The following is a 22754-nucleotide window of genomic DNA, read 5'->3' as shown; positions in this document are numbered from 1 at the left end:
CAGCACCTTGGCCTGCGAACTGCCGGAGCTGGGAACACTGGGGAGCAAGGCCATTGCTTCGCTGGTCGGCCTGGCTCCCATGAACCGCGAGAGCGGTACCTGGCAGGGCAAGCGCAGCATCACCGGGGGCCGGGCCGTAGTGCGCGAAGCGCTCTACATGGCGGCGCTAACTGCCATCCGTTACGAGCCCAAGCTACGTGACTTTTACTCGACCCTGAAAGCCAAAGGAAAGGCGAGCAAGGTCGCCTTGGTAGCTGTCATGCGCAAGATGCTGGTCATCCTCAACGCCCGGATGCGCGACGCTCAAAGCGAATCGATCCCCGCCTGAAGCGCGCCGGGGCACATCTCCAACGGCTGCCGGCCAGCGGCCGGCACTACCATGCCCGTCCGCTGGGGGGCTGAAGCTCCTCCAGCAACACAGTTGCTACCGTCGTCGACGCCGCAGCCTTCGCTTTAGAGCCTCAGCTGCTGCTCAACTTCATCAACACCAATCCGCTCACGATCAACACCGCTGCAGCAATCCGCATCGCGCTGACCTGCTCGCCGAGGAAGGTAATGCCGATCACGAACGCGCCGACCGCGCCGATGCCGGTCCAGATCGTGTACGCAGTGCCCAGCGGCAACGTGCGCATCGCCAGCGACAGCAGCCAGAAGCTGGCGATCATGGTGACGAGGGTGATGATCGACGGGGTGAGCCTGCTGAACCCCTCGGACTGCTTCATCGAGAACGCCCAGACGATTTCCAGCACACCGGCTGCCAACAGATAGATCCAGGCCATGCGGCCCTCCTTGATGGGGGCCAGGCCGTCCTGGTCAGTGGTTCCCGAAATGGGGGAGGCCGTTCCTCCTGTGCCACGCATTTTAGCAACCCACTCGCCGGATGCCCTATTCCGGCGGCACCGGGCTACACGGGATTCAGCCTCCGCGTCTGGCACTGCAGGCCGTGCATGCGCTAGAATGCGCGACTGCACTGCCGGACCTGTTCCTGCGTTGCACCTTCCGCCTGCGGCCGGCTGATCCTCGATCGCCCTGCAGCCGGAACGTCTCTATGGTGGCCCCGTCGGCCCCTCGCGACGCTAGGTCGAAAATCCCGCCAGGGCCGGAAGGCAGCAACGGTATCGATCGACGCGGGCGCCGAGGTCAGTCGGCGGGGCCGCCACCTTTTTGGGCGCCAGGCTTCCCCCTCAGTGATGCTGCCGCTCAAGGCACCGCAGGCGTGCCCTGATGGAACACCATCCGCCATGCCGCACCGCACAGCCGCCACAGCGAACTGCGCAACACCTCGCGCTGGCGCTCGCCGCCGACCACATACCAGCTGCGATAGCGCACCTGTGCCAAGGTGGGCGCCAACAACACGACCTGGTAGTCGGTGGACACGATCTCGACCTGTGCGCGCTCGCGCGGAATCTCCGCCAGCGCAGCAGCCCGATCGAAACACGCACCCGAGCTGCCGATCTCACTGAAGTCGTCATCCAACAATGCCGCCAGCTGCGCGACATCGCCACGCACCGCAGGTTCGTGCAACGCGCGTTCGAGCGCCTGCAGATGAGCGGCCAGCGCGTCGTCCATGCTCAGGGAGGATCCTGCGCCAGCACGTGCATGGCGGTGGGAGACGCCAGCGCCACACGTTCGCCAGGCACGGCCACGCGGTGACCCCGCTGGCGCAGCGCCTCGCCGTCAGCCTCGCTGGCGTAGTGGTAGAGCATCATCCGCGCCTGCAACTCGGCCGTGTATTCACGCTCCAGGTCATCCACACCGGTGTGCGACGGGTTGCCATGCAGGCCGCAATCGTGGGCGATCAGTTCGTTGTCGTCGGCGTAGCGCGCCAGCATTTCCGGAATCGGCCGGGTATCGCCACTCCAGGTGACCGCACCCTTCAGGCGCAGGCCATAGGCGGTTTCCGGCCAGTGATGGCGGACCGGAAACACTTCCAGGCGCACGCCGTCATGCCAGAACGCATCGCCGACCACGATCAGCTGGAACGCATCCCAGAAATTCGCACCGCCCTCGGCCAGCACGTTCGGGTAATCGGCCACGCGCTTGTGCAGCAGCGGCACGACCGTCGCCGGCACGTACACGCGAATACGCCCACGACGCTGCGGCGAGAAATACGCATCGACGAACAGGCGTTCGAAACCGGCGACGTGGTCCAGGTGCACATGGGTGACGAACAATGCCTGCGGCACATGGCCGTAGTGCGCCTGGAACGCAGTGAGCCCTTCCCCGCCGCAATCGATGGTCAGCCACGGGCGTCCATCGCGTTCGATCACCGCCATCGGCGAACCGAGCTGCACGGCCGACGCATTGCCGACCCCCATGAAACGCAGTGCCCAGTCCATCAGTAACCCCGGTTCCAGGCCAGATCGTAGGCGCGGCGCAGCCGTGCGTAGTCCTTCTCGACGTCATCCTGGCTGCGCTCACCGCGCAGCTTGATCAGCGAGCGCAGCAGCCGCTTGAGATTGCGCTCGCGCCAGCGGGTGGCCGGGATGCGCAGCACGCCGCGATCGAAATCGATCAGCCAGCCGTGGCCGTTGGCGTCGAACAGAATGTTGTGGGCGTTGAGATCGGCGTGGTCCAGCCCGACGCGATGGAACCGCGCGATCAGCCGGCCGGTCTCTTCCCAGGGCGCGCCGCGCCCGGCGACCAGCGCGCGGTCGGCCAGCGAACGCACGCCCTCCAGGCGCTCCATCAGGATCGCCGCCTTGTAGCGCAGGCCTTCGCGCATGTAGAACGCGGCGATCGGTCGCGGCACCGGCAGCTTCTGCGCGCGCAGGGCACGCATCAGCCGGAACTCGGCGAAACTGCGGGTGCGGTTGGCCCCGCGCCAGATGTAGTGGTCCCGGCTGAGCTTGGCCGCCAGGCCGCCACGCAGGTACTGGCGCAGCACGGCATGACCGAAGGGGGCATCGACGAACCAGGCGCCACCACGGCCGCCATCGCCGACCGGCCGTGCCCGCTCGCCCCAGTGGGCCGGTGCGAACAGGCTCATCTCGGCTTGCCGCAAGGCTTCGCGGTCGAACAGAATGGCACCGATACCGCGTCCATCGCGGCAGGGCGTCAGCGCTTCAGTGGCGTCGAATGCGACCATTCCTTCGAGTCTAACAACACCATGGCACCATCGTCCTCTTCCTTGTGTCTTTTGCGTTTGTCCGCGCTGGGGGACGTGACCCATGTGGTGCCGCTGGTACGCACCCTGCAGCAGGCCGATCCCGGGGTGTCGCTGCACTGGATCATCGACAAGGCCGGCCACAAGCTGCTCGATGGCCTGCCCGGCGTGACCTTCCACAGCTACGACAAGAAGACTGGCCTGGCCGGCATGCGCGCCCTGCGCGACAGCCTTCCCGCCGAGCGCTTCGATGCGCTGCTGCAGATGCAGGTGGCTTTCCGTGCCAACGTGCTGTCCGCCTTCGTGCCGGCCAAGCGCCGCATTGGCTATGACAAGGCCCGCTCCAAGGATCTTCACGGGCTTTTCATCAATGAGCGCATCCCCGACCGCCCCGGCATCCATGTGCTGGATGCAATCGGCAGCTTCTGCGAACCGCTCGGCCTGAAGCAGACCGAGGTCAGCTGGGACCTGGCCGTGCCGCCGGCCGCGGTCGAGTGGGCCAACGCCCAGTGGACCGACGATGGCCGCCCGGTGCTGATGATCTCGCCCTGCTCCAGCCATGTGCGCCGCAACTGGTATGCCGACCGCTATGCAGCCGTGGCCAACCACGCCACCTCACGCGGCTGGCGGGTGGTGCTGTGCGGTGGGCGCAGCGAACTGGAACGCGGCATGGCCGATGCGATCCAGGCCCAGCTGGCCTCGCCGGCGCTGGACCTGGTCGGCAAGGACACGCTCAAGCAGCTGCCGGCGCTGTTGGCGCGCGCCGCGCTGGTGATGACGCCCGACTCGGGCCCGATGCATATCGCCAACGCGATGGGCACCAAGGTGCTCGGCCTGCATGCAGCGAGCAACCCGCACCGCAGCGGCCCCTACTCCGACCGCCGCTACTGCGTGGACCGCTACGACGATGCCGCGCGCAAGTTCCTGGGCAAGCCGGCCAGCGAACTGAAGTGGGGCGCGAAGGTCGAGTTCGACGACGTGATGCAGTTGATCACCGTCGAGGACGGCATCGCCGCCTTCGAACGGTATGTCGCCGATTACGCGCCGCGCGGCGCGTAATCCTTGTACGACTTCTCTTCCACGTAGAGCGAGCCCAGCGCCAGGTTGATGTCCTTCTTGATGCGGGCGCGCTCATCGTTCTGCTGGTAGACGCTGCGCGCCAGCTCGACGAAATGGTCGTCGAAGGCCTGCGCCTTGTCCTGCAGGCGAATGTTGTCTTCGATGTCCCACAGGCGCTCGTTGACCGCCTTGAGCTCGGCACGCAGGCGCGCGATGTCCTTGACCCCGGCCGGGTGCGCCATCCAGGTCTTTTCCAGCGCGCTCAGTTCGGTGCGGATGTTGGCCAGCTTGGCCTCGTCGCTGATGCGCTCGGACTTGATCTGCAGAATCGAGATCTTGTCGAGCAGTTCACCGAAGGACACGGGGACAAGGATTTCAGCGGTCATGGGGGAGATCCGTTACGTGAGGTGGGCAGTTTAGCGGAGCGCAGGTTGGCGGGGTGTGGGGTGGGGGTGCGGGCCCCGGGCAGAGCCACGCCATGCGTGGCTGCGCGATGGCCGCTTCATTGGGATTGCTGGGTGCATCCATGCACCCAGCCCTTCCGCGCTTGCGCGCTCCAGGGCCGCGCCTCCTGGAGCTGGAGACGCCGTTGGCGATGAACTCGTCGCCACGCGCCCGGGAATGTCGGTGATGGCGCTGTGGCTTCGGAGACAGGGTGGCCGCTTCATTGGGATTGCTGGGTGCATCCATGCACCCAGCCCTTCCGCGCTTGCGCGCTCCAGGGCCAGACGTTCGTCTGTCCGGATCTGCTCCTGCAGATCCGTCGAACCCCCGTCGGGGGTTCTCGTCCGCCCATCAGGCCGGATAAAAAGAAAAGGGCCGCCCGATGGGCAGCCCTTTTCTTTTTATCTGGCGGAGAGGGGGGGATTCGAACCCCCGAGGCGCTATAAACGCCTGCCTGATTTCGAGTCAGGTACATTCAACCGCTCTGCCACCTCTCCAGATGGTCCCGGCGAACCGGGACGCGAATAATACGGGTAGGACGCGCTGGCGACAAGTCATTGCGGGCAAAGAAGTGAATTTCTTCTGTATGGATGCCTTGCCGGATGTCCGGCGGGCCGCGATCATGCCGTTATCCCCCGCAATCCTTACCGGCACGCGCCTTCATGATCGAATTCGGACACCTGACCCACCCCGGCCTGCGCCGTGACCTCAATGAGGATACGTATTACGGCGATGGCGAACTGGCGCTGTGGCTGGTCGCCGATGGCATGGGCGGGCACGCCTGTGGCGAGGTGGCCAGTGCGCTGGCACGCGAGACCATCGTGCGCGAGATCCGCCGCGGGGCGACGCTGGCGCATGCCATCCGGATCGCCGATGAGGAGATCATCCGCACCTCGCGCCGCCGCAATGACAGCCTGCCGATGGGCACGACGGTGGTGGCCGCGCGGGTCCAGGGCAATCGCTACGAGGTGGCGTGGGTGGGCGACAGCCGCGCGTATCTGTGGCGCGACGGCAAGCTGGCCCAGCTCAGCCAGGATCACAGCGTGGTCCAGGAACTGGTCGCGCAGGGCAATCTGACCGCCGAGCAGGCACGCGCGCATCCGCACCGCAATGTGGTGACCCAGGCGCTGGGCGTGACCGATCCGGCGCACCTGAATGTGGCGACCACCACCGGTGAACTGCGCCCGGGCATGCAGCTGCTGCTGTGCAGTGATGGGCTCACCGAGGAGGTCGAGGACAAGGGCATTGCCCGTACCCTCGCCTTCGACGATGCCAGTGCGCAGGAATGCGTGGATACCCTGGTCGCCGCCGCACTGGATGGCGGCGGCTCGGACAACATCACCGTGATCCTGGTGCGATGCCACTGAGGCAGGCATCCCGACCAACGGTCGGGATCTACCGCCGGGGTCGGGCCCTCAGGCGCTGACCGCTTCCACCGCTTCAGGCTCACCATCCCAGATCGCACGGCCGGCCTTCTTGCGCAGCTTGGCCAGGCGCGCTTCGTGTGCTTCCAGCTCCGAGGCGGTGGCGACCACGCGCGGGCGTGGCAGCAGGCGCGAGGTGTCGAAGGTCTGCACGTGGGCGCTGCCGGATTTGCGGTCGTCGGCCGCGCCGAAGCCGATTTCTTCCTGGCCCGAGGTCAGCGCGATGTACACATCGCCCAGGATCTGGGCATCGAGCAGGCCGCCGTGCAGCTGGCGGTGGGCGTTGTCCACGCCCAGGCGCCGGCACAGCGCGTCCAGCGAGTTGCGCTGGCCGGGAAAGCGCTCACGCGCCATCTTCAGCGTATCGATCACCGTGCAGCGGTCGGTGATCTTGCCGTAGTGGTCGCCAAGCAGCGACAGCTCGTTGTCCAGGAAGCCCAGATCGAACGCCGCGTTGTGGATGATCAGCTCGGCGCCGTCGATGTAGGCCAGGAATTCGTCGACGACCTGGGCGAAGTCCGGCTTGTCGGCCAGGAATTCCAGGGTCAGGCCGGTGACTTCCTGCGCGCCCTGCTCGAACTCGCAGTCCGGCTTGAGGTACTGGTGGTAGTTGTTGCCACTGGGGCGGCGCTCGAGCAGTTCCACACAGCCGATTTCGACGATGCGGTTGCCCTTCCGCCACTCCAGGCCGGTGGTTTCGGTATCAAGGATGATCTGACGCATGGGCTCAGTGTACCGGGCCAGCGGCACGGATCCGGATCGCGGCGTCGCGCGCCAGCTGGTCCACGCGCTCATTGTCCGGATCGCCGGAATGCCCCTTGACCCAGCGCCAGTCGATGGTGTGCTTGAGCGTGGCCGCGTGCAGGCGCTCCCACAGCTCGCGGTTCTTGACCGGCGAGCCGCCCGCGGTTTTCCAGTTTTTGCGGATCCAGCCGGGCATCCACTCGGTCAGGCCCTGGCGTACGTACTGCGAATCGGTGTACAGCACGATGTTGCATGGCTCGGTGAGCGCTTCCAGCCCCGAGATGGCCGCCATCAGTTCCATGCGGTTGTTGGTGGTATGCGCTTCACCACCGCTCAGCTCACGCTCGTGCGCGTTGTAGCGCAGCAACGCCGCCCAGCCGCCCGGGCCGGGATTGCCGAGGCAGGAACCGTCGGTGTGGATTTCTATCGTCTTCATTCCATTCCAGATCAGGTGGCCACGGTCCCGTGCCAGCGTGGCAGGGCCACGGGCGTCGGTCCCGGCAGGGCCAGAGTGCGTTTTTCAGCGGTGAACAGACAGGCCGCGCGCAGTGGAGCGAGGTCGCGCCGGGCCGGCGAGCGGTCGCGCCACATCGGGCCGAGGTAGTGCAGGTCTTCGCAGCTCAGACCGGCCTGCGTGAGGGTATGGCGCAGCCGCTGCGGGCTGCGCACCACCAGTCCGTGGTGGCGCCACTGCCGGCGGTACGGGCTGAACGGGTTGAGCGTGGACAACCACAGGCGGCCGCCCGGCATCAGCACCCGCGCGCACTCGTCGATCAGCTGCTCGGCATCGCGCGCGGTGACGTGCTGCAGGATGATCGCGTTGACGCTCTCGTCCGGCAGCGGCAACGGCAGCCCGCAGTGCACGTCCCCGGCGTAGCTCGCTCCGTCGCGGAACAGCCCCAGGCCGCGACCGGGCAGTTCGACGCGCTCCAGCCAGCCGGGCGTCGGTGCCACCCACAGCCAGGGGTTCACCGGGCGCTCGGCGAGCAGGCTGCGCAACCGCTCGGATTCCAGACGGCACAAGGCTTGTGCCGGTTCAGTATCAAACCAGGATGCGACTGTCGCTTGACGGGGGCTCGGCGCGGGGGGCATGGTCCAATTCTATGCGACTGACCGCCCTACCCGCGTTTGCGGACAATTACATCTGGGCGCTGGTCGCCGACGACGGCCGCGCCGTGGTCATCGACCCCGGCCAGGCCGACCCCGTTCTGGCTGCCGCAGCGCAGCAGGGATGGGTTCCCCACAGCATTCTGCTGACCCATCACCACGATGATCACATCGGCGGCGTGGCAGAACTGCAGGCCCGTTTTCCGGCGGTGGAGGTTTACGCGCCAGAAGAACCGCGCATCCAGGTGGCCGCCCATCGGGTCGCTGAAGGTGAATGCGTTCAGGCATTGGGCCTCGGGTTCCACGTAGTATCCGTGCCCGGGCACACCCGGAGCCATATCGCGTTTCACACCGCTGAACACCTTTTCAGTGGCGATGCGTTGTTCAGCCTGGGCTGTGGGCGCATGTTCGAAGGTACGCCTCCCCAGCTTCTGGCATCCCTGCGGAAGCTGGCGTCCCTGCCAGCGCAACTGATGGTCTGTTGCGCCCACGAGTACACCCTGTCCAATGCCGTCTTCGCGCGGCATGTAGACCCCACCAACGCTGCGCTGTCGCAGCGCCATGAGGAGGCCTTGGCCATGCGCCGCGATGACCTGCCCACGCTGCCGGTTTCACTGGCAAGCGAGCTGGAATGCAATCCGTTCCTGCGTACCAGTACCCCCGCCATCCAGGCGGCCGTCAGCGCCCATCTCGGGCGTCCCGTTACCGATGAAGTCGATGTTGTCGCAGGGCTGCGACACTGGAAAGACGGATTCCGAACATGAGTCGGCGATTGTTGCCGCTCGCGCTGGGCCTGGCGATCGCCGTGGCCGGCAGCGCGGGCGCCCAGTCGTTGACCGCCGGCATGTCGCAGAACGTGGCCGGCCTGTCCTCCCTCCCCCTGACCGCTGCGGCGCTGCCGCCGGCCTCGGTGCGCAATGGGCAGGACATCTTCGCCAGCTTCCGCGATGGCCTGGCTGAACCCACCTGCGACGCCGAGGCGACCAGCCCGCGCTGGCAGAAGCAGTTCGCGCATGCCCCCTCGCGCCTGGCCAACCAGGACGATGACGCCCTGGTGCTGTTCGGCTATGTGGTGGAAGAACTGCGCAGATCCGACCTGCCGACCGAATTTGCGCTGATTCCCTTCGTGGAAAGCGGCTACCGGCCCAACGCCCGCAACGGCGGCGGCCCGGCCGGCCTGTGGCAGTTCATCGCCACCACCGCCAAGAACCACCGCGTGCAGATGACCCCGGGCTACGACGGCCGCCTCTCGGCGGTGGATTCCACCCAGGCCGCGGTGCGTTACCTCAAGACCCTGCACGGCATGTTCGGCGGCGACTGGCGCCTGGCCACCATGGCCTACAACGCCGGCGAGTACCGGGTCCTGCAATCGCTGCGCAAGGCTGGCATGAACGCGCAGAACGCGCGTCCGGCGGAGTTGCCCGGCCTGTCGCCGGTCACCTATGCCTATGTCGAGAAGCTGCACGCGCTGGCCTGCGTGCTGGAAGACGCAGAAACCGAGCCAGCCGTGATGGCCTCGCTGGACCGCACCGTGCCCGTGCTGAAGGGGCATACCCTGCCGGCGGGCACCAGCGTCCAACAGTGGGCCCAGCAGCGCGACCTGGATCCGGCCCGGATCGCCCGGCTCAACCCGGCCCTGGCCAGCGGCAAGGGCCGCCCGGCCGGCCAGGTGACGGTTCTGGCCCCGACCGCGCATGCGCCGGTGGATGCCAGCGCCAGCGTGGCCGCCATTGCGGTGGCTCCCAGCGCACCGGTGGATAGCCCGGCGGCCCGTACGGCGCCTGCGCCGGCCGCCACCCGCACGGTGGCCAGCGCGGATCGTCCGCGGAGCCGCCGCCACACCGTGCGCGATGGCGAATCGCCCTGGACCATCGCCCGCCGTTACGGGATGCCGTTGAAGGCCCTGCTGTCGCTCAATGGCCTCAGTGGCAGCAGTGTGCTCAAGCCGGGAGCGGTGTTGCGCGTCGAAGACTGAGCGGCGCCCACCCCCAACGCAAAAAGCCCGGCATCGCCGGGCTTTTTGTTGTCCAGCAGAAGCCGCCCCGGTTAGAGGTTGGCTTCTTCGGTCTGCACCTTGAAGTGCTTGCGCATCGCTTCCACGTAGGCCTTGGCGGCGGCCATGCCGTCGATCTGGCTCAGCTGCTCCTTGAGCTGCTGCTGCTGGGCCGCGTCCACTTCAGCAACGTTGCCCGGGGTGACCTTGGTCACCGCGTAGATCACGTAGCGGCCCTGCACGGCGACCTTGCCGTAGCTGGCCTTGCCTTCAGCGGGCAACGGCGCGCTGAACACGGCACGGTTGATTTCCGGGGTCGGCACCGGCTGGGTGCGCGGCAGGCCCGGCAGCGGGCTGATCTGCAGCTTCTCGCTGGTCGCCAGCGCCTGCAGGGTCTGACCGGCCTTCAGCTTGGCCAGCACGGCATCCACGGCCTTCTCCGACGCCTGGCGGGTGCGGTCGGCATGGATCGCGGCGATGACCTGCTCACGGGCCTTGTCCAGCGGCAGCGCCTGTTCCGGGCTGTGCTCGGTCACGCGGATCATCACGTTGTGGTTCGGACCCAGCTCGATCGGGTCGCTCACCGTGCCGTCCTGGGTCAGGATGTCGGAGAACGCCGCGCGCAGCACGGCCGGGTTGGCGGCGATGCCACTGGCGGTGGTGCGGGTGAACGGACCGATGGTCTGCACCGGCAGGCTCATGTCCTTGGCCGGGCCTTCCAGCGAGGTCGGGTTCTTGTAGACCAGATCGACCAGGCGGCCGCTCAGCTCGGTGAACACGCGGTCGGTGTCGGCCTTGAGCTGCTCGGCAGCCAGCTGGTCACGCACCTCGTCGAAGGAACGGCCTTCGCCGCCCTTGGTCTCGCGCAGCTTGAGCACGTGGAAACCGAAGTCGGTCTTGACCGGACCGGTCACCTCGCCCGCCTTCATGGCGAACAGGGCATCTTCGAACGGCTTCACCATCGCGCCGCGTTCCACCCAGCCCAGGTCACCACCGGTGTCCTTGGAACCGGGATCTTCGGAGTTGGCCTTGGCCAGTGCGGCGAAGTCGGCACCCGGTGCCTTGGCTTCGGCGGCCAGGCGGGTTGCCTTCTCTTCAGCCGCCTTGAGCTTGGCCGGATCGCTGCCATCGGCGGTGATCAGGATGTGCGAGGCCAGACGCTGTTCCGGCGTGGCAAAGCGCGCCTTCTCATCGTCATAGCGCTTGCGCAGCGTGGCTTCGTCGGCGGCCGCCGGCGCAGGCAGGTTCGCGCCGTTGATTTCGACGTATTCCAGCGACACGGTTTCCGGCTGGCGGAAATCCTTGGTGTGGCTGTCATACCACTGCTTGATCTGTGCGTCGGTCACTTCGGCGGTGTCGGCCGGGGTTTCCGGCAGCGCGGCCAGTTCGACGTCACGCGTTTCACCGAGCAGCTTCATCAGGCGCTCGGCTTCGCTCTGGGTGGTGAACCCGGAACGCTGCAGGGCCGACGGAATGATCGACTGCTGGATGCTCTCGCGCACCAGCGCTTCGAACTGCGTCGGCGTGCGCGGCGGATTGCCGCTGGCCAGCGCGATGCGGTAGTTGTCCTGGTTGAACTTGCCGTCGGCACCGAGGAAGGCCGGGATCGAGGCGATGTACTCGCGCACGGCGGCATCGCCGATCACGATGCCGGACTGTTCGCCGGCCAGGCGCACGACCTGCTCATCGATCATCTGATCGAGCACGGCCAGCTTGCTCTCCGTGCTTTCGAACTGGCGCGGATCAAAGTCCTCGCCCTGCTCCTGGCGTGCCTGCTGGCGCGCCTGCTCGAAGCGCACGCGGAAATCGTTGGAGCTGATCTCATGGTGCTGCCACAGGAACGAGACCGGCCACCACGACGGGGCGGACTTCCACCAGGTCGGCGGGGCGGCCACTTTGGCCACGTTCTGCGAGCCGACGCCACCGAGGTAGCTGGAGTCGATCACGAACAGGAACGGAATCATCAGCAGCCCCAGGATCACGGTAACGATCCAGCCCGAGGTCTTGTCGCGAAGTTTCTGCAGCATGGGAAAAATCAAGGCCTGATTGGCGAGCCCGGCAGTGTAACCCGCTTCGCGGCAGGCTCCAAAAGTGCCCGCGCCGGCCCCTGCGCGCGATCTGCCCGGTGCCGCACCCGCTGATCGCGGCGGGCAAACGGTGTGCGCCGCGCTGTCGATCAATCTGCTGGATTGGAAACAAAAAAAAGCCCTTGGTTTTCACCAAGGGCTCTTCAAAGATTGGCGGAGCGGACGGGACTTGAACCCGCGACCTCCGGCGTGACAGGCCAGCATTCTAACCAGCTGAACTACCGCTCCGCACTTGAAACTTTGCAGGCGCTCATTCTATCCGAAGATATTCAGATTGCCCACCCCGAAATGCTGCTTTTTTCGAGGTTTTTTTAAAACTGGCGGAGCGGACGGGACTTGAACCCGCGACCTCCGGCGTGACAGGCCAGCATTCTAACCAGCTGAACTACCGCTCCTTGTTTTAATTCATTCAGCCGACCAACGGTCGGCTCTACCGCCTTCACCGCGACATGCGTCGGCGGAGAAAACAAGGCCCCCGATTGCTCAGGGGCCTTCTTGAAACTGGCGGAGCGGACGGGACTTGAACCCGCGACCTCCGGCGTGACAGGCCAGCATTCTAACCAGCTGAACTACCGCTCCACATTTCAAAACTTTTACTGGCAGTGCCTGGTGGGTGCTGAGGGTTTCGAACCCCCGACCCTCTCCGTGTAAAGGAGACGCTCTACCGCTGAGCTAAGCACCCCAGCAAGCCGCTTAGTTTACGGCATCCTTCAGGGCTTTGCCAGCCTTGAACGACGGATTCTTCGACGCAGCGATCTTGATGGTGTCGCCGGTCTTCGGGTTGCGGCCGGTACGGGCAGCGCGGTCGCGGACCTGGAACGTGCCGAAGCCCACCAGCGTCACCGCGTCACCGCCCTTCAGGGCCTTGGTGACGGAAGCGATGACGGCATCAACGGCGCGGCTGGACTCGGCCTTGGTCAGGTCGGCGGCTTCAGCAACGGCGTCGATCAATTCGGTCTTGTTCATTCTCTACAGCTCCTTTGGCGGGGATTCCGCGGATTCAACATTGAGACACCCGACGACGATACGCCGTCGGATGCCAGTGAAGTTCTCTGTTCGCCGAATTCAGATGTACGCTGACTCGCGAGTGGTGCTTTTATACCAGTGCCCCCCTACCCGCGCAAGCTGAAAAGCCAATAACGACGCGGGTTTCGGGCATTTCCACAGGACGCGTCAGTGCTTGACGCGCGTTGTGGAAGCTGTCTTGGACTTGCCGCGTACCGTGACACGTTGCCCATCTTTCTTGGGCTTCGGTGCGGTCAGCGGGGCCTCCAGGGCCAGGTCGAGCACTTCCTCGATCCACTTCACCGGCACGATCTTCAGATCGCGGGTGACATTGGCGGGGATATCGGCCAGATCCTTGCGGTTCTCCTCGGGAATGATGACCGTGGTGATGCCGCCGCGCAGCGCCGCCAACAGCTTCTCCTTGAGGCCGCCGATGGCGGTGACGCGACCACGCAGGGTGATCTCGCCGGTCATCGCCACTTCGGCCCTGATCGGCACCTTGGTCAGCGTGGACACCAGCGAGGTGACCATGGCGATACCCGCACTCGGGCCATCCTTGGGGGTGGCGCCATCGGGCACGTGGACGTGCACGTCGTGCTTCTGCAGGAACTCATTGTCGATGCCCAGCCGCTCGGCACGCGAGCGCACCACCGACAGGGCCGCCGAGGCGGATTCCTTCATCACGTTGCCCAGCTGGCCGGTGAGGATCAGCTGGCCCTTGCCCGGCACCAGGGTGGATTCGATCTGCAGCAGATCGCCGCCCACTTCGGTCCAGGCCAGGCCGGTGACCAGGCCCACTTCGTTCTGCTCTTCGGCACGCCCGAAATCGACGCGGCGAACCCCCAGGTACTTGTCCAGGTTCTTGCCGTTGACCACCACCAGCGCCTTCTTCTTCGCGCTGGCCTTCTTGCCGGCCTTGGCCGGCTTGGCCGCCTTGGCGGGCGCTACGGGACCGGCAAGCGCGATTTCCTTGACCACCTTGCGGCAGATCTTGGCCACTTCGCGCTCGAGGTTGCGCACGCCGGATTCGCGCGTGTAGTAACGCACGATGTCCTGGATCGCATCGGCCTCGATCTCCAGCTCTTCCGGCTTCAGGCCGTTGGCCTTGATCTGCTTGGGCACCAGGTAGCGCATGGCGATGTTGAGCTTCTCATCCTCGGTGTAGCCGGGGATGCGGATCACTTCCATGCGGTCCAGCAGCGGGCCGGGGATGTTGAGCGAGTTGGACGTCGCCACGAACATCACTTCGGACAGGTCCAGGTCCACTTCCAGGTAGTGATCGTTGAAGGCGTTGTTCTGCTCCGGGTCGAGCACTTCCAGCAGCGCCGAGGACGGATCGCCACGGAAGTCCATCGACATCTTGTCGATCTCATCGAGCACGAACAGCGCGTTCTTGCTGCCCACCTTGTTGAGATTCTGCACGATGCGGCCCGGCATCGAGCCGACGTAGGTGCGGCGATGGCCACGGATCTCGGCCTCGTCGCGCACGCCACCCAGGCTCATGCGCACGAACTTGCGGTTGGTCGCCTTGGCGATGGACTGGCCCAGCGAGGTCTTGCCCACGCCGGGCGGACCGACCAGGCACAGGATCGGGCCCTTCATCTGCTTCACGCGCGACTGCACCGCCAGGTATTCCAGGATGCGGTCCTTGACCTTGTCCAGACCGAAGTGATCGGCGTCCAGCGTGTCCTGCGCGGCCTTGAGATCCTTGCGGACCTTGGTGCGCTTCTTCCACGGCACGCCCAGCAGCCACTCCAGGTAATTGCGCACGACCGCCGCTTCGGCGGACATCGGCGACATCTGCTTGAGCTTGTTGAGCTCGGCCTTGGCCTTGGTCTCCACCGGCTTGGGCATGCCCGCCTCGGCGATCTTGCGCGCCAGCTCGTCCATCTCGCCGGGCGCGTCATCCAGGTCACCCAGTTCTTTCTGGATGGCCTTCATCTGCTCGTTGAGGTAGTACTCGCGCTGGCTCTTTTCCATCTGCGACTTCACGCGGCCGCGGATGCGCTTTTCCATCTGCTGCACGTCGATCTCGCCATCGACCAGGCCGACCAGCATTTCCAGGCGGTCGCCGATCTGCAGCGTTTCCAGCAGGCGCTGCTTGTCGGCCAGGCGCACGCTGATATGCGCGGCGATGGTATCGGCCAGGCGCGCGGGCTCGTCGATGCCGGCCAGGGTCTGCAGCAGCTCCGGCGGCAGCTTGCGATTGGTTTTGACGTACTGCTCGAACAGCGACATCAGCGAGCGGGCGATCGCCTCGATCTCGCGCGGCTCACGCGATTCGTCCGATTCGATTTCCATGCCCACGCCGTGCAGCGAGCCATCACGCTCGGTCACGTCGGTGACGTTGACGCGCGACAGGCCTTCGACCAGCACCTTGATGGTGCCGTCGGGCAGCTTCAGCAGCTGCAGGACCTGGGCGAGCGTGCCGACCTGGTACAGATCGGCGGCGGACGGATCATCCGTCTCGGCGGACTTCTGCGCGAGCAGCAGGATGCGCTTGTCCGCTTCCATCGCCTGCTCCAGCGCATGCATGGACTTGTCACGGCCGACGAACAGCGGAATGACCATGTGCGGGAACACCACCACGTCACGCAGCGGCAGTACCGGCAGGTCGAGAGTCTCAGTTGGGGAACGGGCCATGTGGGCTCCAGTGGAACAGTGGGGATGGCCTCCGGGCGCCTCGCCCGGATACAAAAAAAGCCGATGGCCTCGTTATGGGGCCATCGGCTTCTAGATGCAAGCTGTTCTGAAAAATTTCTTTCAATTCAATTACTTGAACTGATTATTCAGCACCAGCCGCCTTCTGTTCAGGCGCCGGTGGCGTCTGGTAGATCAGGTACGGTTCGGACTTGTGTTCGATCACCGATTCGTCCACCACCACCTTGCTGACATTCTCTGCCGAGGGCAGGTCATACATGGTGTCCAGCAGAACCGATTCGACGATCGTACGCAGGCCACGGGCACCGGTCTTGCGCTTGAGCGCCTTGCGGGCAATAGCGGCCAGCGCGTCCGGACGGAACTCCAGCTCGACGTGCTCCATCTCGAACAGCTTCTTGAACTGCTTGGTGATGGCGTTCTTCGGCTCGGTGAGGATGCGCACCAGGGCGGCCTCGTCCAGCTCTTCCAGGGTCGCCACGACCGGCAGGCGGCCGACGAACTCCGGAATCAGGCCGAACTTGATCAGATCTTCCGGCTCGACTTCGGCCAGGATCTTGCCCACTTCCTGCTTGCGCTCGGAACTCTTCACCTTGGCACCGAACCCGATGCCGCCCGAATCGTTGGAACGCTGCTGGATCACCTTGTCCAGGCCAGCAAACGCACCGCCACAGATGAACAGGATGTTCTTGGTGTCCACCTGCAGGAATTCCTGCTGCGGATGCTTGCGACCGCCCTGCGGCGGCACGCTGGCCACGGTGCCTTCGATCAGCTTCAGCAGGGCCTGCTGGACGCCTTCGCCGGACACATCGCGGGTGATCGACGGGTTCTCGCTCTTGCGCGAGATCTTGTCGATTTCATCGATGTAGACAATGCCCTGCTGTGCCTTCTCGACGTCGTAGTCGCACTTCTGCAGCAGCTTCTGGATGATGTTCTCCACGTCCTCGCCCACGTAACCGGCTTCGGTCAGCGTGGTGGCGTCGGCCATGGTGAACGGCACGTTGAGCAGGCGGGCCAGGGTTTCGGCCAGCAGCGTCTTGCCCGAACCGGTCGGACCGACCAGCAGGATGTTCGACTTCGCCAGTTCGACCTCGTCGTTCTTCTGGCGGCTCTCGATGCGCTTGTAGTGGTTGTATACGGCCACGGCCAGGGTCCGCTTGGCGCGGTTCTGCCCGATCACGTACTGGTCCAGGACCTCGAGGATCTCGCGCGGCTTGGGCAGCGAACTGCGGGCCGACTGCGCCTTCTCCTCCAGCTCCTCACGGATGATGTCGTTGCACAGCTCGACGCATTCATCGCAGATGAACACGCTCGGACCCGCAATCAGCTTGCGCACCTCATGCTGGCTCTTTCCGCAGAAAGAGCAGTAGAGGATCTTGCCGGTGTCCGTGGAACGACCTTGGCGGTCTTCGCTCATGCTTCGCTTACCCAGTTACCCCACCCGACTGAACGGGGGTTCGATTCGAGAATAGCACAGGGTCAGGAGGACGCCAGTCCCGCCCGACCCGGTGGAAACAGGCCGGTTTCCCGGCCTGGTACAACGTTATGCCGGCTGGATCGACTCTTCCGGACGACGCTCCAGGACCTGGTCGACCAGGCCGTAGGCCACCGCATCGGCCGCGCTCTTGAAGTTGTCACGCTCGGTATCCCGGGCGATGGTCTCCAGCGACTGGCCGGTGTGCTTGGCCAGCACTTCGTTCAGGCGCGAACGCAGGGTCAGGATTTCACGGGCATGGATGTCGATGTCCGTGGCCTGGCCCTGGAAGCCGCCCAGCGGCTGGTGGATCATCACGCGCGAATTCGGCAGCGCGTAACGCTTGCCGGCCGCGCCGGACGCCAGCAGCAGGGCGCCCATGGAGGCCGCCTGGCCGACGCAGATGGTGCTCACGTCCGGCTTGATGTACTGCATGGTGTCGTAGATCGCCATGCCGGCGGTGACTACGCCACCAGGCGAGTTGATGTAGATGCTGATGTCCTTTTCCGGGTTGTCCGCTTCCAGGAACAGCAGCTGCGCCACCACCACGTTGGCCATGTGATCGTCGATCGGGCCCACGAGGAAGATCAGGCGCTCCTTCAACAGGCGCGAATAGATGTCATAGGCGCGCTCGCCGCGGCTGGTCTGTTCGACCACCATCGGAACCATGTTCAGGGCTGTGGTTCGGTTGTCCATTAGTGAGGCACCTATTTTGGGGGGAACGACCCCGCGCCAGGGCGCGGGGCGTAAAACACGACCGCTTACTGGCGGATCGCGTCCTGGAACGACAGCTTCTCTTCGGTGTGCTGGGCGCGCTCGGCGATCCAGTCGATCACCTGCTCTTCCATCACACGATTCTGCAGCCCACTCATCAGCTGGGGGTCGTTGCGGTACATCTCAATGACCTGCTCCGGCTCTTCGTAGGTCGAGGCGATCAGGCGCATGGTTTCATTCAGGCGCTTGGGATCCAGGCGCAGGTCGTTCTTGCGGGCCACTTCACCGACCAGCAGGCCGACCAGCACGCGCTTGGCGGCGGCGTCCTTGAAGCCTTCGTGGGCGTCGGCCGGGACGTCACCCGGGTTGCGGCCACTGCGGCGGATCTGCTCGAGCTGCTGGTCCAGCATGGCGCGGGCTTCGTTCTCGACCAGGCGCGGCGGCATTTCCACCGAGGCGTAGGCGGCGATCAGCTGCTCACCGACTTCGCGGCGCAGGCGGTTCATCAGGGCACCCTTGAGCTCGCGCTCCAGGTTGGCGCGGATGTCCTTGCGGAACTGCTCCACGTCGCCGCCCTTCACACCGAAGCTCTTGATGAACTCGGCATCCACCTCCGGCAGCACCGGCGCGGACACGTCCACCGCCTTGACGGTGACCTTGACCTGCTTGCCGGCCAGTGCCGGGACGCGCCAATCGGCCGGGAATTCGACGTCCAGGGTCTTTTCTTCACCGGCGGTCAGACCGACCAGGCCCTGTTCGATCTGCTCGAACATCATGCCCTGGCCCACGATCACGCTGCCCTTTTCGGTGCCTTCGGCCGGCAGGCGCTCATCACCGGCCTGCGACCAGGTTTCCAGCGCGACCAGATCGCCGTCCTGGGCGCCACGGGTGACCGGGCTCCAGCTGCGGCGCTGTTCGCGCAGGTTGGTGATCATCTGGTCGATGTCGGCGTCGTTGATTTCAGCGGTGTGGCGGACCACGGTCAGCTTGCTGACATCCACGTCGCCGAAGTCCGGCACCAGCTCGACGGTAGCCACGAAGGACAGCTCGCCCTCGCCCTTGTCGATGCGCGGGGTGCCGGCGATGCGCAGCTCATGCTCGCGCAGGGCGGCATCGAAGGTCTCACGCAGCAGGCCATCGACGGCTTCGCTGCGGACCTGCTGGCCGAAACGCTGCTCGATCACCTTGGCCGGCACCTTGCCCGGGCGGAAGCCCTTGATGCGCGTGGTGCGGGCGATTTCGCCCAGACGGCCGCTGATGTGCGTCTGCAGGCGGTCTTCCGGCAGCGAGAAGGTCAGGCGGCGTTCCAGATTGCCAGTGGATTCGATCGAAGCTTGCATGTTGACTCCTGCCACCGGCGGCATGGGCCCCGGCACGATGTGATGGATGAAACGGGTTTTGGACGCGGGGTCGTGGACGCGCATGCCCGCCGCAGCCCTGTAGTTTCGCCGATAAACGCCAGCGCCGCCAGCGCGGGCCGAGAACGTCCGGGGGCCGCCAAGGGCCCAGCATGTGGCCGTCTCCCCGATCCGGGACGTGCCCATGGTCATGGTGCCGGCGAAAACGCCCTGCACTGGTGCGAAAGGGGGGACTCGAACCCCCACGCCTTGCGGCACTGGAACCTAAATCCAGGGCGTCTACCAATTCCGCCACTTTCGCGAGCCTGAAAGCCCAGGCGCACATTGTTGCAGGCGGGGCCGGAAAGCGGAAGGTCGTCATGCCGCTTAACGGGGGTGAAGCGCGTGCCCCACCCCGCGGATCGGCAACTATCGCGCCGGCAGCGCCACGCCGGGAAGCAGCGGCCCTTTCGCCAGCGCCTGGCGTTCCTCGGCCTGGGGCGCGTCCTGCATGGAGACACGGGCCAGTGGCTTGGCCGGCTGGAAATCGCCGGGAGCAAGAGTGTTGCGGATCACGGTCGTGGCATAACCGGCCAGGACCGGGTCGAACGATGCGTGGGCGGGCGTTTCGGCAGCCGTGGCGGCCGTGGCCGCGCAGGCGGTCAACGCCACGGCGGCAAGGATCCGGAGAGTCATGATGGGAGTACCTCGATGGGCGCCTAAGCGCGGTCCGTCGAGTGGAACCTGATTGCCGGTTGCGATCCGTGCTCTGTCGCGCAGCTTGGAAACGCTGCGTGTCGCGTTCGACCCCGGTTTCAGGAGGCTTTCAGATACGCACGCCCGGAAAAGAAAAAAGCCGCCTGGCGGACCAGGCGGCTTCTGTCTTGGTGGGCTGTCAAGGATTCGAACCTTGGACCTATTGATTAAGAGTCAACTGCTCTACCAACTGAGCTAACAGCCCGAAAATCGGGAGGCGAATTATGCAGGGTTTCCTGCGCGCGACGCAAGCGTTTTATTTGAATGGATGGCCAATGGCGGCAGTGGACCGCCAATGCGCCACCGGTTCAACGTGTCGCGAACAAGAAAAAAGCCACCGGGCGGACCCGATGGCTTCTGTCTTGGTGGGCTGTCAAGGATTCGAACCTTGGACCTATTGATTAAGAGTCAACTGCTCTACCAACTGAGCTAACAGCCCTGAAAAACTCAGGCGCACATTGTAGCGTGTGTGCTGCCTTTTGCAACCCTGCTTCACTTTCGATGAACCAGTTTGAATCAGTGGGGTGGCTGAGGGGACTCGAACCCCCGACCACCGGAATCACAATCCGGAACTCTAACCAACTGAGCTACAGCCACCACTGAAAACCTTGCTTCCTACCGCTTGCACCGAATGGCGCGCCCGACAGGAATCGAACCTGTAACCGCCGGCTTAGAAGGCCGGTGCTCTATCCAGTTGAGCTACGGGCGCTCGATCCGGATTGTCGCATTCCAATCCCGGTTTGAGCAGCGGGCTTGGTCGGGGTAGAGGGATTCGAACCCCCGACATCCTGCTCCCAAAGCAGGCGCGCTACCAGACTGCGCTATACCCCGGCGGTTTGTTTCCCTCCGGGGTTCCCCCCGAAAGAGCCGCCTATTGTGGGAATCGGCGTGGCATCTGTCAACGGTTTTCACACATCAATTCACCTGTCGCCATTGGCGAGGGTCGCTTCGGCTATGCTCGGGTCAGTGGCCGGATGGCCAGCCCCCTACCCCATCAAGGAGATTGGCAATGCGCAGCGGCAATCCCGCACTTTCCGAGTCGACCTTCCTCGACCTGGCCAGCGGCTCGGTCGTGGCCCGCCCCGACCAGGCGATGACCATCAACGGCACCGTCAACAAGACCGGCATCCTGTTGCTGCTCACCGTGCTGACGGCCGCGTTCGCGTGGAGCCAGTCGGTCGATGCCTATGGGCAGGTGTCCTCCAGCGCGATGATGTACACCATCGGCGGCGCGGTGGGCGGGCTGATCCTGGCACTCGTCACCGTGTTCAAGAAGGAATGGTCGCCCGTCACTGCGCCGATGTATGCCCTGGTGGAAGGCTTCTTCCTCGGTGCGATCTCGGCCGTGTTCAACATGAAGTTCCCAGGCATCGTGTTCCAGGCGGTGCTGCTGACCTTCGGCACCCTGTTCGCGCTGCTGATGCTGTACCGCAGTGGCGTGATCAAGGTCACCGAGAAGTTCAAGATGGGCGTGTTCGCCGCCACCGGTGGCATCGCGCTGGTGTACCTGGCCTCCTTCGTGCTGAGCTTCTTCAACATCAACGTGCCGGTGATCCACGATGCCAGCCTGCTGGGCATCGCCTTCAGCCTGTTCGTGGTGGCGGTGGCCGCGCTGAACCTGGTGCTGGATTTCGACTTCATCGAAACCGGTGCCGCCGCACACGCCCCGAAGTACATGGAGTGGTACGGCGCGTTCGGCCTGATGGTCACGCTGGTGTGGTTGTACGTGGAATTCCTGCGCCTGCTCTCCAAGATCCAGCAGCGCTAGATCCAGCAGCGCTGAGCCACTGGCCAGGCAAGCATCAGGGGCGCCTTCGGGCGCCCTTTTTCATGCGCCCGCATGGCGCCCCGGCAAGCCCCGGCCGGAGCGCCTGGCAGGGTACTAGGCCGCCGCGCCGGCTTGCCCTGCGTAATGCGCGGCCAGATGCTCCACCAGCGCGCGCACCTTTGGCGCCAGCGAACGTGCGTGCGGATACAGCGCGAAGTAGCGGCGCTGCCCGGCATGCCAGCCGGGCAACACATGGATCAGGCGACCGGCGCGCAGATCGTCCTGCACGGTCAACGCGGTGAACAGGCTGATACCCATGCCGGCCCGCACTGCGGCATAGAGGGCGGGCGTGGCGTCCACGCGCAGCCGTTGGCCGGCCTCCACGCTGGCCTGCGCGCCCCGCGGGCCCTGCAGGTGCCAAGCGGTACTGGCCGCGCCGGGCTGGAACGCCAGCAGCGTGTGCGCCGGAAGGTCCGCCACCTGGCGCGGCAGGGCGTGCCGGGCCAGGTAAGCCGGTGCGGCCACCAGGATGCGCGGGCAGCACGCCAGCTCGCGGGCCACCAGTTGGCTGTCAGGCAGGCTGGCGGCAATGCGAAGCGCCATGTCGAAGCCACCGCCGACCACGTCCACCAGCTGGTCGTTGGCCGACAGATCCAGGCTTACCTGCGGATAGCGGGCCAGGAACCCCGGCAGCCACTGCGGCAATTCCTGGCTGGCCACCACCTGCGGCACGCTGATGCGCAGGCGCCCGCTCGGCGCTGCCTGGCCCGCGCGGGCGCGGTCGTCGGCCAGCTCCAGCCGCTCAAGCAGGGCTACGGCATCGCGGTAATAGTCGCGCCCGGCCTCGGTCAGCGACAGCCGCCGGGTGGTGCGATCGAGCAACCGGACCTGCAGGTGCTCTTCCAGCTGCCGCAGTTGCCGCGACAGGGAGGAGTGGGTGGTTCCCTGCCGCTCTGCGGCCGCACTGAAGCTGCCGGCCTCGACGATGGCGCGCAGCGCGCGCAGGGCGGCGAAGTGATCCATCGGCAGTCAGCTCCAGGCGAGTGGCAGGACCCGCCGGATGCGGGCCTGGCCAGCT

22 protein-coding genes, 11 tRNA genes and 1 other RNA gene are annotated in these 22754 nt (G+C 65.4%); 7 read left to right on the top strand and 27 right to left on the bottom strand.

Annotated features, from left to right (window positions below; genetic code table 11):
• Positions 1 to 328: transposase (locus C0R07_RS17360; RefSeq protein ID WP_146027635.1), on the top strand; the 328-nt coding region annotated here is incomplete at its 5' end.
• Between the two features lie 133 nt (positions 329 to 461).
• Here the strand turns inward: C0R07_RS17360 and C0R07_RS17355 are convergent.
• A complete protein-coding gene (locus tag C0R07_RS17355) occupies positions 462 to 779 on the bottom strand; it encodes a DMT family transporter (protein ID WP_019185787.1) in 318 nt (105 codons plus the stop codon).
• Between the two features lie 278 nt (positions 780 to 1057).
• Between C0R07_RS17355 and ffs the strand changes: the two genes are divergently transcribed.
• Positions 1058 to 1154, top strand: an RNA gene (ffs, locus tag C0R07_RS17350) — signal recognition particle sRNA small type.
• Positions 1155 to 1200: 46 nt separating this feature from the next.
• Here ffs and C0R07_RS17345 read toward each other — a convergent pair.
• Genes C0R07_RS17345 through C0R07_RS17335 form a run of 3 tightly spaced genes read right to left on the bottom strand, consistent with a single transcriptional unit; the run spans position 1201 to position 3088 of the window.
• Complete coding sequence (locus C0R07_RS17345) at positions 1201 to 1569, bottom strand: DUF4440 domain-containing protein (protein WP_019185788.1); 369 nt, start codon at positions 1567 to 1569, stop codon at positions 1201 to 1203.
• A 2-nt stretch (positions 1570 to 1571) separates the two neighbouring features.
• Entirely contained in the window at positions 1572 to 2339 is a 768-nt protein-coding gene (locus tag C0R07_RS17340) for an MBL fold metallo-hydrolase (RefSeq protein ID WP_019185789.1), read from the bottom strand.
• Complete coding sequence (locus C0R07_RS17335) at positions 2339 to 3088, bottom strand: 3-deoxy-D-manno-octulosonic acid kinase (RefSeq protein ID WP_019185790.1); 750 nt, start codon at positions 3086 to 3088, stop codon at positions 2339 to 2341. The genes C0R07_RS17340 and C0R07_RS17335 overlap by 1 nt, the downstream gene beginning before the upstream one ends.
• Positions 3089 to 3109: 21 nt before the next feature.
• Here C0R07_RS17335 and C0R07_RS17330 point away from each other — a divergent pair, with 21 nt between their 5' ends.
• Positions 3110 to 4165 carry a glycosyltransferase family 9 protein gene (locus C0R07_RS17330; protein ID WP_102789542.1) on the top strand — a complete coding sequence of 352 codons (1056 nt, stop codon included), beginning with the start codon at positions 3110 to 3112 and terminating at the stop codon, positions 4163 to 4165.
• On the opposite strand, the gene C0R07_RS17325 is transcribed toward C0R07_RS17330, so the two are convergent.
• Together C0R07_RS17325 and C0R07_RS17320 are read right to left on the bottom strand one after the other, a co-directional pair.
• Positions 4144 to 4551 carry a DUF6165 family protein gene (locus C0R07_RS17325; RefSeq protein WP_019185792.1) on the bottom strand — a complete coding sequence of 136 codons (408 nt, stop codon included), beginning with the start codon at positions 4549 to 4551 and terminating at the stop codon, positions 4144 to 4146. The genes C0R07_RS17330 and C0R07_RS17325 overlap by 22 nt on opposite strands.
• Positions 4552 to 5015: 464 nt before the next feature.
• Positions 5016 to 5106, bottom strand: a tRNA-Ser gene (locus C0R07_RS17320).
• A 165-nt stretch (positions 5107 to 5271) separates the two neighbouring features.
• On the opposite strand from C0R07_RS17320, the gene C0R07_RS17315 reads away from it, so the two are divergent.
• Positions 5272 to 5976: a PP2C family protein-serine/threonine phosphatase gene (locus C0R07_RS17315; protein WP_019185793.1), complete on the top strand. Its 705-nt coding sequence runs from the start codon at positions 5272 to 5274 to the stop codon at positions 5974 to 5976.
• 48 nt (positions 5977 to 6024) lie between these two features.
• Here the strand turns inward: C0R07_RS17315 and dnaQ are convergent, their stop codons facing one another.
• From dnaQ to C0R07_RS17300, 3 genes are read right to left on the bottom strand one after another with little or no spacing between them, the layout of a single operon-like run.
• Positions 6025 to 6756 carry a DNA polymerase III subunit epsilon gene (gene dnaQ, locus C0R07_RS17310; protein WP_019185794.1) on the bottom strand — a complete coding sequence of 244 codons (732 nt, stop codon included), beginning with the start codon at positions 6754 to 6756 and terminating at the stop codon, positions 6025 to 6027.
• A gap of 4 nt (positions 6757 to 6760) precedes the next feature.
• Positions 6761 to 7213, bottom strand: coding sequence for a ribonuclease HI (gene rnhA, locus C0R07_RS17305; RefSeq protein WP_019185795.1), 453 nt, complete (start codon positions 7211 to 7213; stop codon positions 6761 to 6763).
• Between the two features lie 11 nt (positions 7214 to 7224).
• Positions 7225 to 7869: a methyltransferase domain-containing protein gene (locus C0R07_RS17300; protein WP_019185796.1), complete on the bottom strand. Its 645-nt coding sequence runs from the start codon at positions 7867 to 7869 to the stop codon at positions 7225 to 7227.
• 11 nt (positions 7870 to 7880) lie between these two features.
• On the opposite strand from C0R07_RS17300, the gene gloB reads away from it, so the two are divergent.
• Entirely contained in the window at positions 7881 to 8648 is a 768-nt protein-coding gene (gene gloB / locus C0R07_RS17295; RefSeq protein ID WP_102789541.1) for a hydroxyacylglutathione hydrolase, read from the top strand.
• Positions 8645 to 9859: a lytic transglycosylase domain-containing protein gene (locus C0R07_RS17290; RefSeq protein ID WP_070426718.1), complete on the top strand. Its 1215-nt coding sequence runs from the start codon at positions 8645 to 8647 to the stop codon at positions 9857 to 9859. Before gloB ends, C0R07_RS17290 begins: the two co-directional genes overlap by 4 nt.
• A gap of 71 nt (positions 9860 to 9930) precedes the next feature.
• On the opposite strand, the gene C0R07_RS17285 is transcribed toward C0R07_RS17290, so the two are convergent.
• The 17 genes from C0R07_RS17285 to C0R07_RS17205 all read right to left on the bottom strand — a co-directional run bounded on the left by C0R07_RS17285 (position 9931) and on the right by C0R07_RS17205 (position 20739).
• Positions 9931 to 11904: a peptidyl-prolyl cis-trans isomerase gene (locus tag C0R07_RS17285; protein WP_102789540.1), complete on the bottom strand. Its 1974-nt coding sequence runs from the start codon at positions 11902 to 11904 to the stop codon at positions 9931 to 9933.
• Positions 11905 to 12115: 211 nt separating this feature from the next.
• Positions 12116 to 12192, bottom strand: a tRNA-Asp gene (locus tag C0R07_RS17280).
• A gap of 90 nt (positions 12193 to 12282) precedes the next feature.
• Positions 12283 to 12359: transfer RNA gene (locus C0R07_RS17275), tRNA-Asp, on the bottom strand.
• A gap of 107 nt (positions 12360 to 12466) precedes the next feature.
• Positions 12467 to 12543: transfer RNA gene (locus C0R07_RS17270), tRNA-Asp, on the bottom strand.
• A 28-nt stretch (positions 12544 to 12571) separates the two neighbouring features.
• Positions 12572 to 12646, bottom strand: a tRNA-Val gene (locus C0R07_RS17265).
• Between the two features lie 11 nt (positions 12647 to 12657).
• On the bottom strand, positions 12658 to 12930 hold the full coding sequence (locus C0R07_RS17260) for an HU family DNA-binding protein (protein WP_019185801.1): 273 nt from the start codon (positions 12928 to 12930) through the stop codon (positions 12658 to 12660).
• Between the two features lie 207 nt (positions 12931 to 13137).
• The gene (lon, locus tag C0R07_RS17255) at positions 13138 to 15612 is read right to left on the bottom strand and encodes an endopeptidase La (RefSeq protein WP_019185802.1); all 2475 of its coding nucleotides are present in this window, start codon (positions 15610 to 15612) and stop codon (positions 13138 to 13140) included.
• 142 nt (positions 15613 to 15754) lie between these two features.
• On the bottom strand, positions 15755 to 17044 hold the full coding sequence (gene clpX, locus C0R07_RS17250) for an ATP-dependent Clp protease ATP-binding subunit ClpX (RefSeq protein ID WP_019185803.1): 1290 nt from the start codon (positions 17042 to 17044) through the stop codon (positions 15755 to 15757).
• Positions 17045 to 17170: 126 nt separating this feature from the next.
• On the bottom strand, positions 17171 to 17797 hold the full coding sequence (clpP, locus tag C0R07_RS17245) for an ATP-dependent Clp endopeptidase proteolytic subunit ClpP (RefSeq protein WP_019185804.1): 627 nt from the start codon (positions 17795 to 17797) through the stop codon (positions 17171 to 17173).
• 65 nt (positions 17798 to 17862) lie between these two features.
• Positions 17863 to 19155, bottom strand: coding sequence for a trigger factor (gene tig / locus C0R07_RS17240; RefSeq protein WP_019185805.1), 1293 nt, complete (start codon positions 19153 to 19155; stop codon positions 17863 to 17865).
• 234 nt (positions 19156 to 19389) lie between these two features.
• Positions 19390 to 19474 (bottom strand) — tRNA-Leu (locus C0R07_RS17235).
• A 107-nt stretch (positions 19475 to 19581) separates the two neighbouring features.
• Positions 19582 to 19848, bottom strand: a complete 267-nt coding sequence (locus C0R07_RS17230) for a hypothetical protein (protein ID WP_139146385.1) — start codon at positions 19846 to 19848, stop codon at positions 19582 to 19584.
• A 189-nt stretch (positions 19849 to 20037) separates the two neighbouring features.
• Positions 20038 to 20113, bottom strand: a tRNA-Lys gene (locus C0R07_RS17225).
• 158 nt (positions 20114 to 20271) lie between these two features.
• Positions 20272 to 20347, bottom strand: a tRNA-Lys gene (locus C0R07_RS17220).
• An 81-nt stretch (positions 20348 to 20428) separates the two neighbouring features.
• Positions 20429 to 20505 (bottom strand) — tRNA-His (locus C0R07_RS17215).
• A 35-nt stretch (positions 20506 to 20540) separates the two neighbouring features.
• A tRNA-Arg gene (locus tag C0R07_RS17210) sits at positions 20541 to 20617 on the bottom strand.
• 45 nt (positions 20618 to 20662) lie between these two features.
• Positions 20663 to 20739, bottom strand: a tRNA-Pro gene (locus C0R07_RS17205).
• Positions 20740 to 20917: 178 nt separating this feature from the next.
• Here C0R07_RS17205 and C0R07_RS17200 point away from each other — a divergent pair.
• Positions 20918 to 21676 carry a Bax inhibitor-1/YccA family protein gene (locus C0R07_RS17200; protein ID WP_070426714.1) on the top strand — a complete coding sequence of 253 codons (759 nt, stop codon included), beginning with the start codon at positions 20918 to 20920 and terminating at the stop codon, positions 21674 to 21676.
• A gap of 114 nt (positions 21677 to 21790) precedes the next feature.
• On the opposite strand, the gene C0R07_RS17195 is transcribed toward C0R07_RS17200, so the two are convergent.
• Positions 21791 to 22699 (bottom strand): LysR family transcriptional regulator, encoded by a 909-nt coding sequence (locus C0R07_RS17195; protein ID WP_070473760.1) that lies wholly within the window; start codon positions 22697 to 22699, stop codon positions 21791 to 21793.
• Between the last annotated feature and the right edge of the window lie 55 nt (positions 22700 to 22754).

This window comes from Stenotrophomonas bentonitica (genome assembly GCF_002887735.1).
GTDB classification, from domain to species: Bacteria; Pseudomonadota; Gammaproteobacteria; order Xanthomonadales; family Xanthomonadaceae; genus Stenotrophomonas; species Stenotrophomonas bentonitica_A.
Note: the sequence above shows the minus strand (reverse complement) of the source record. Positions and strands in the feature narration are given on the sequence as shown.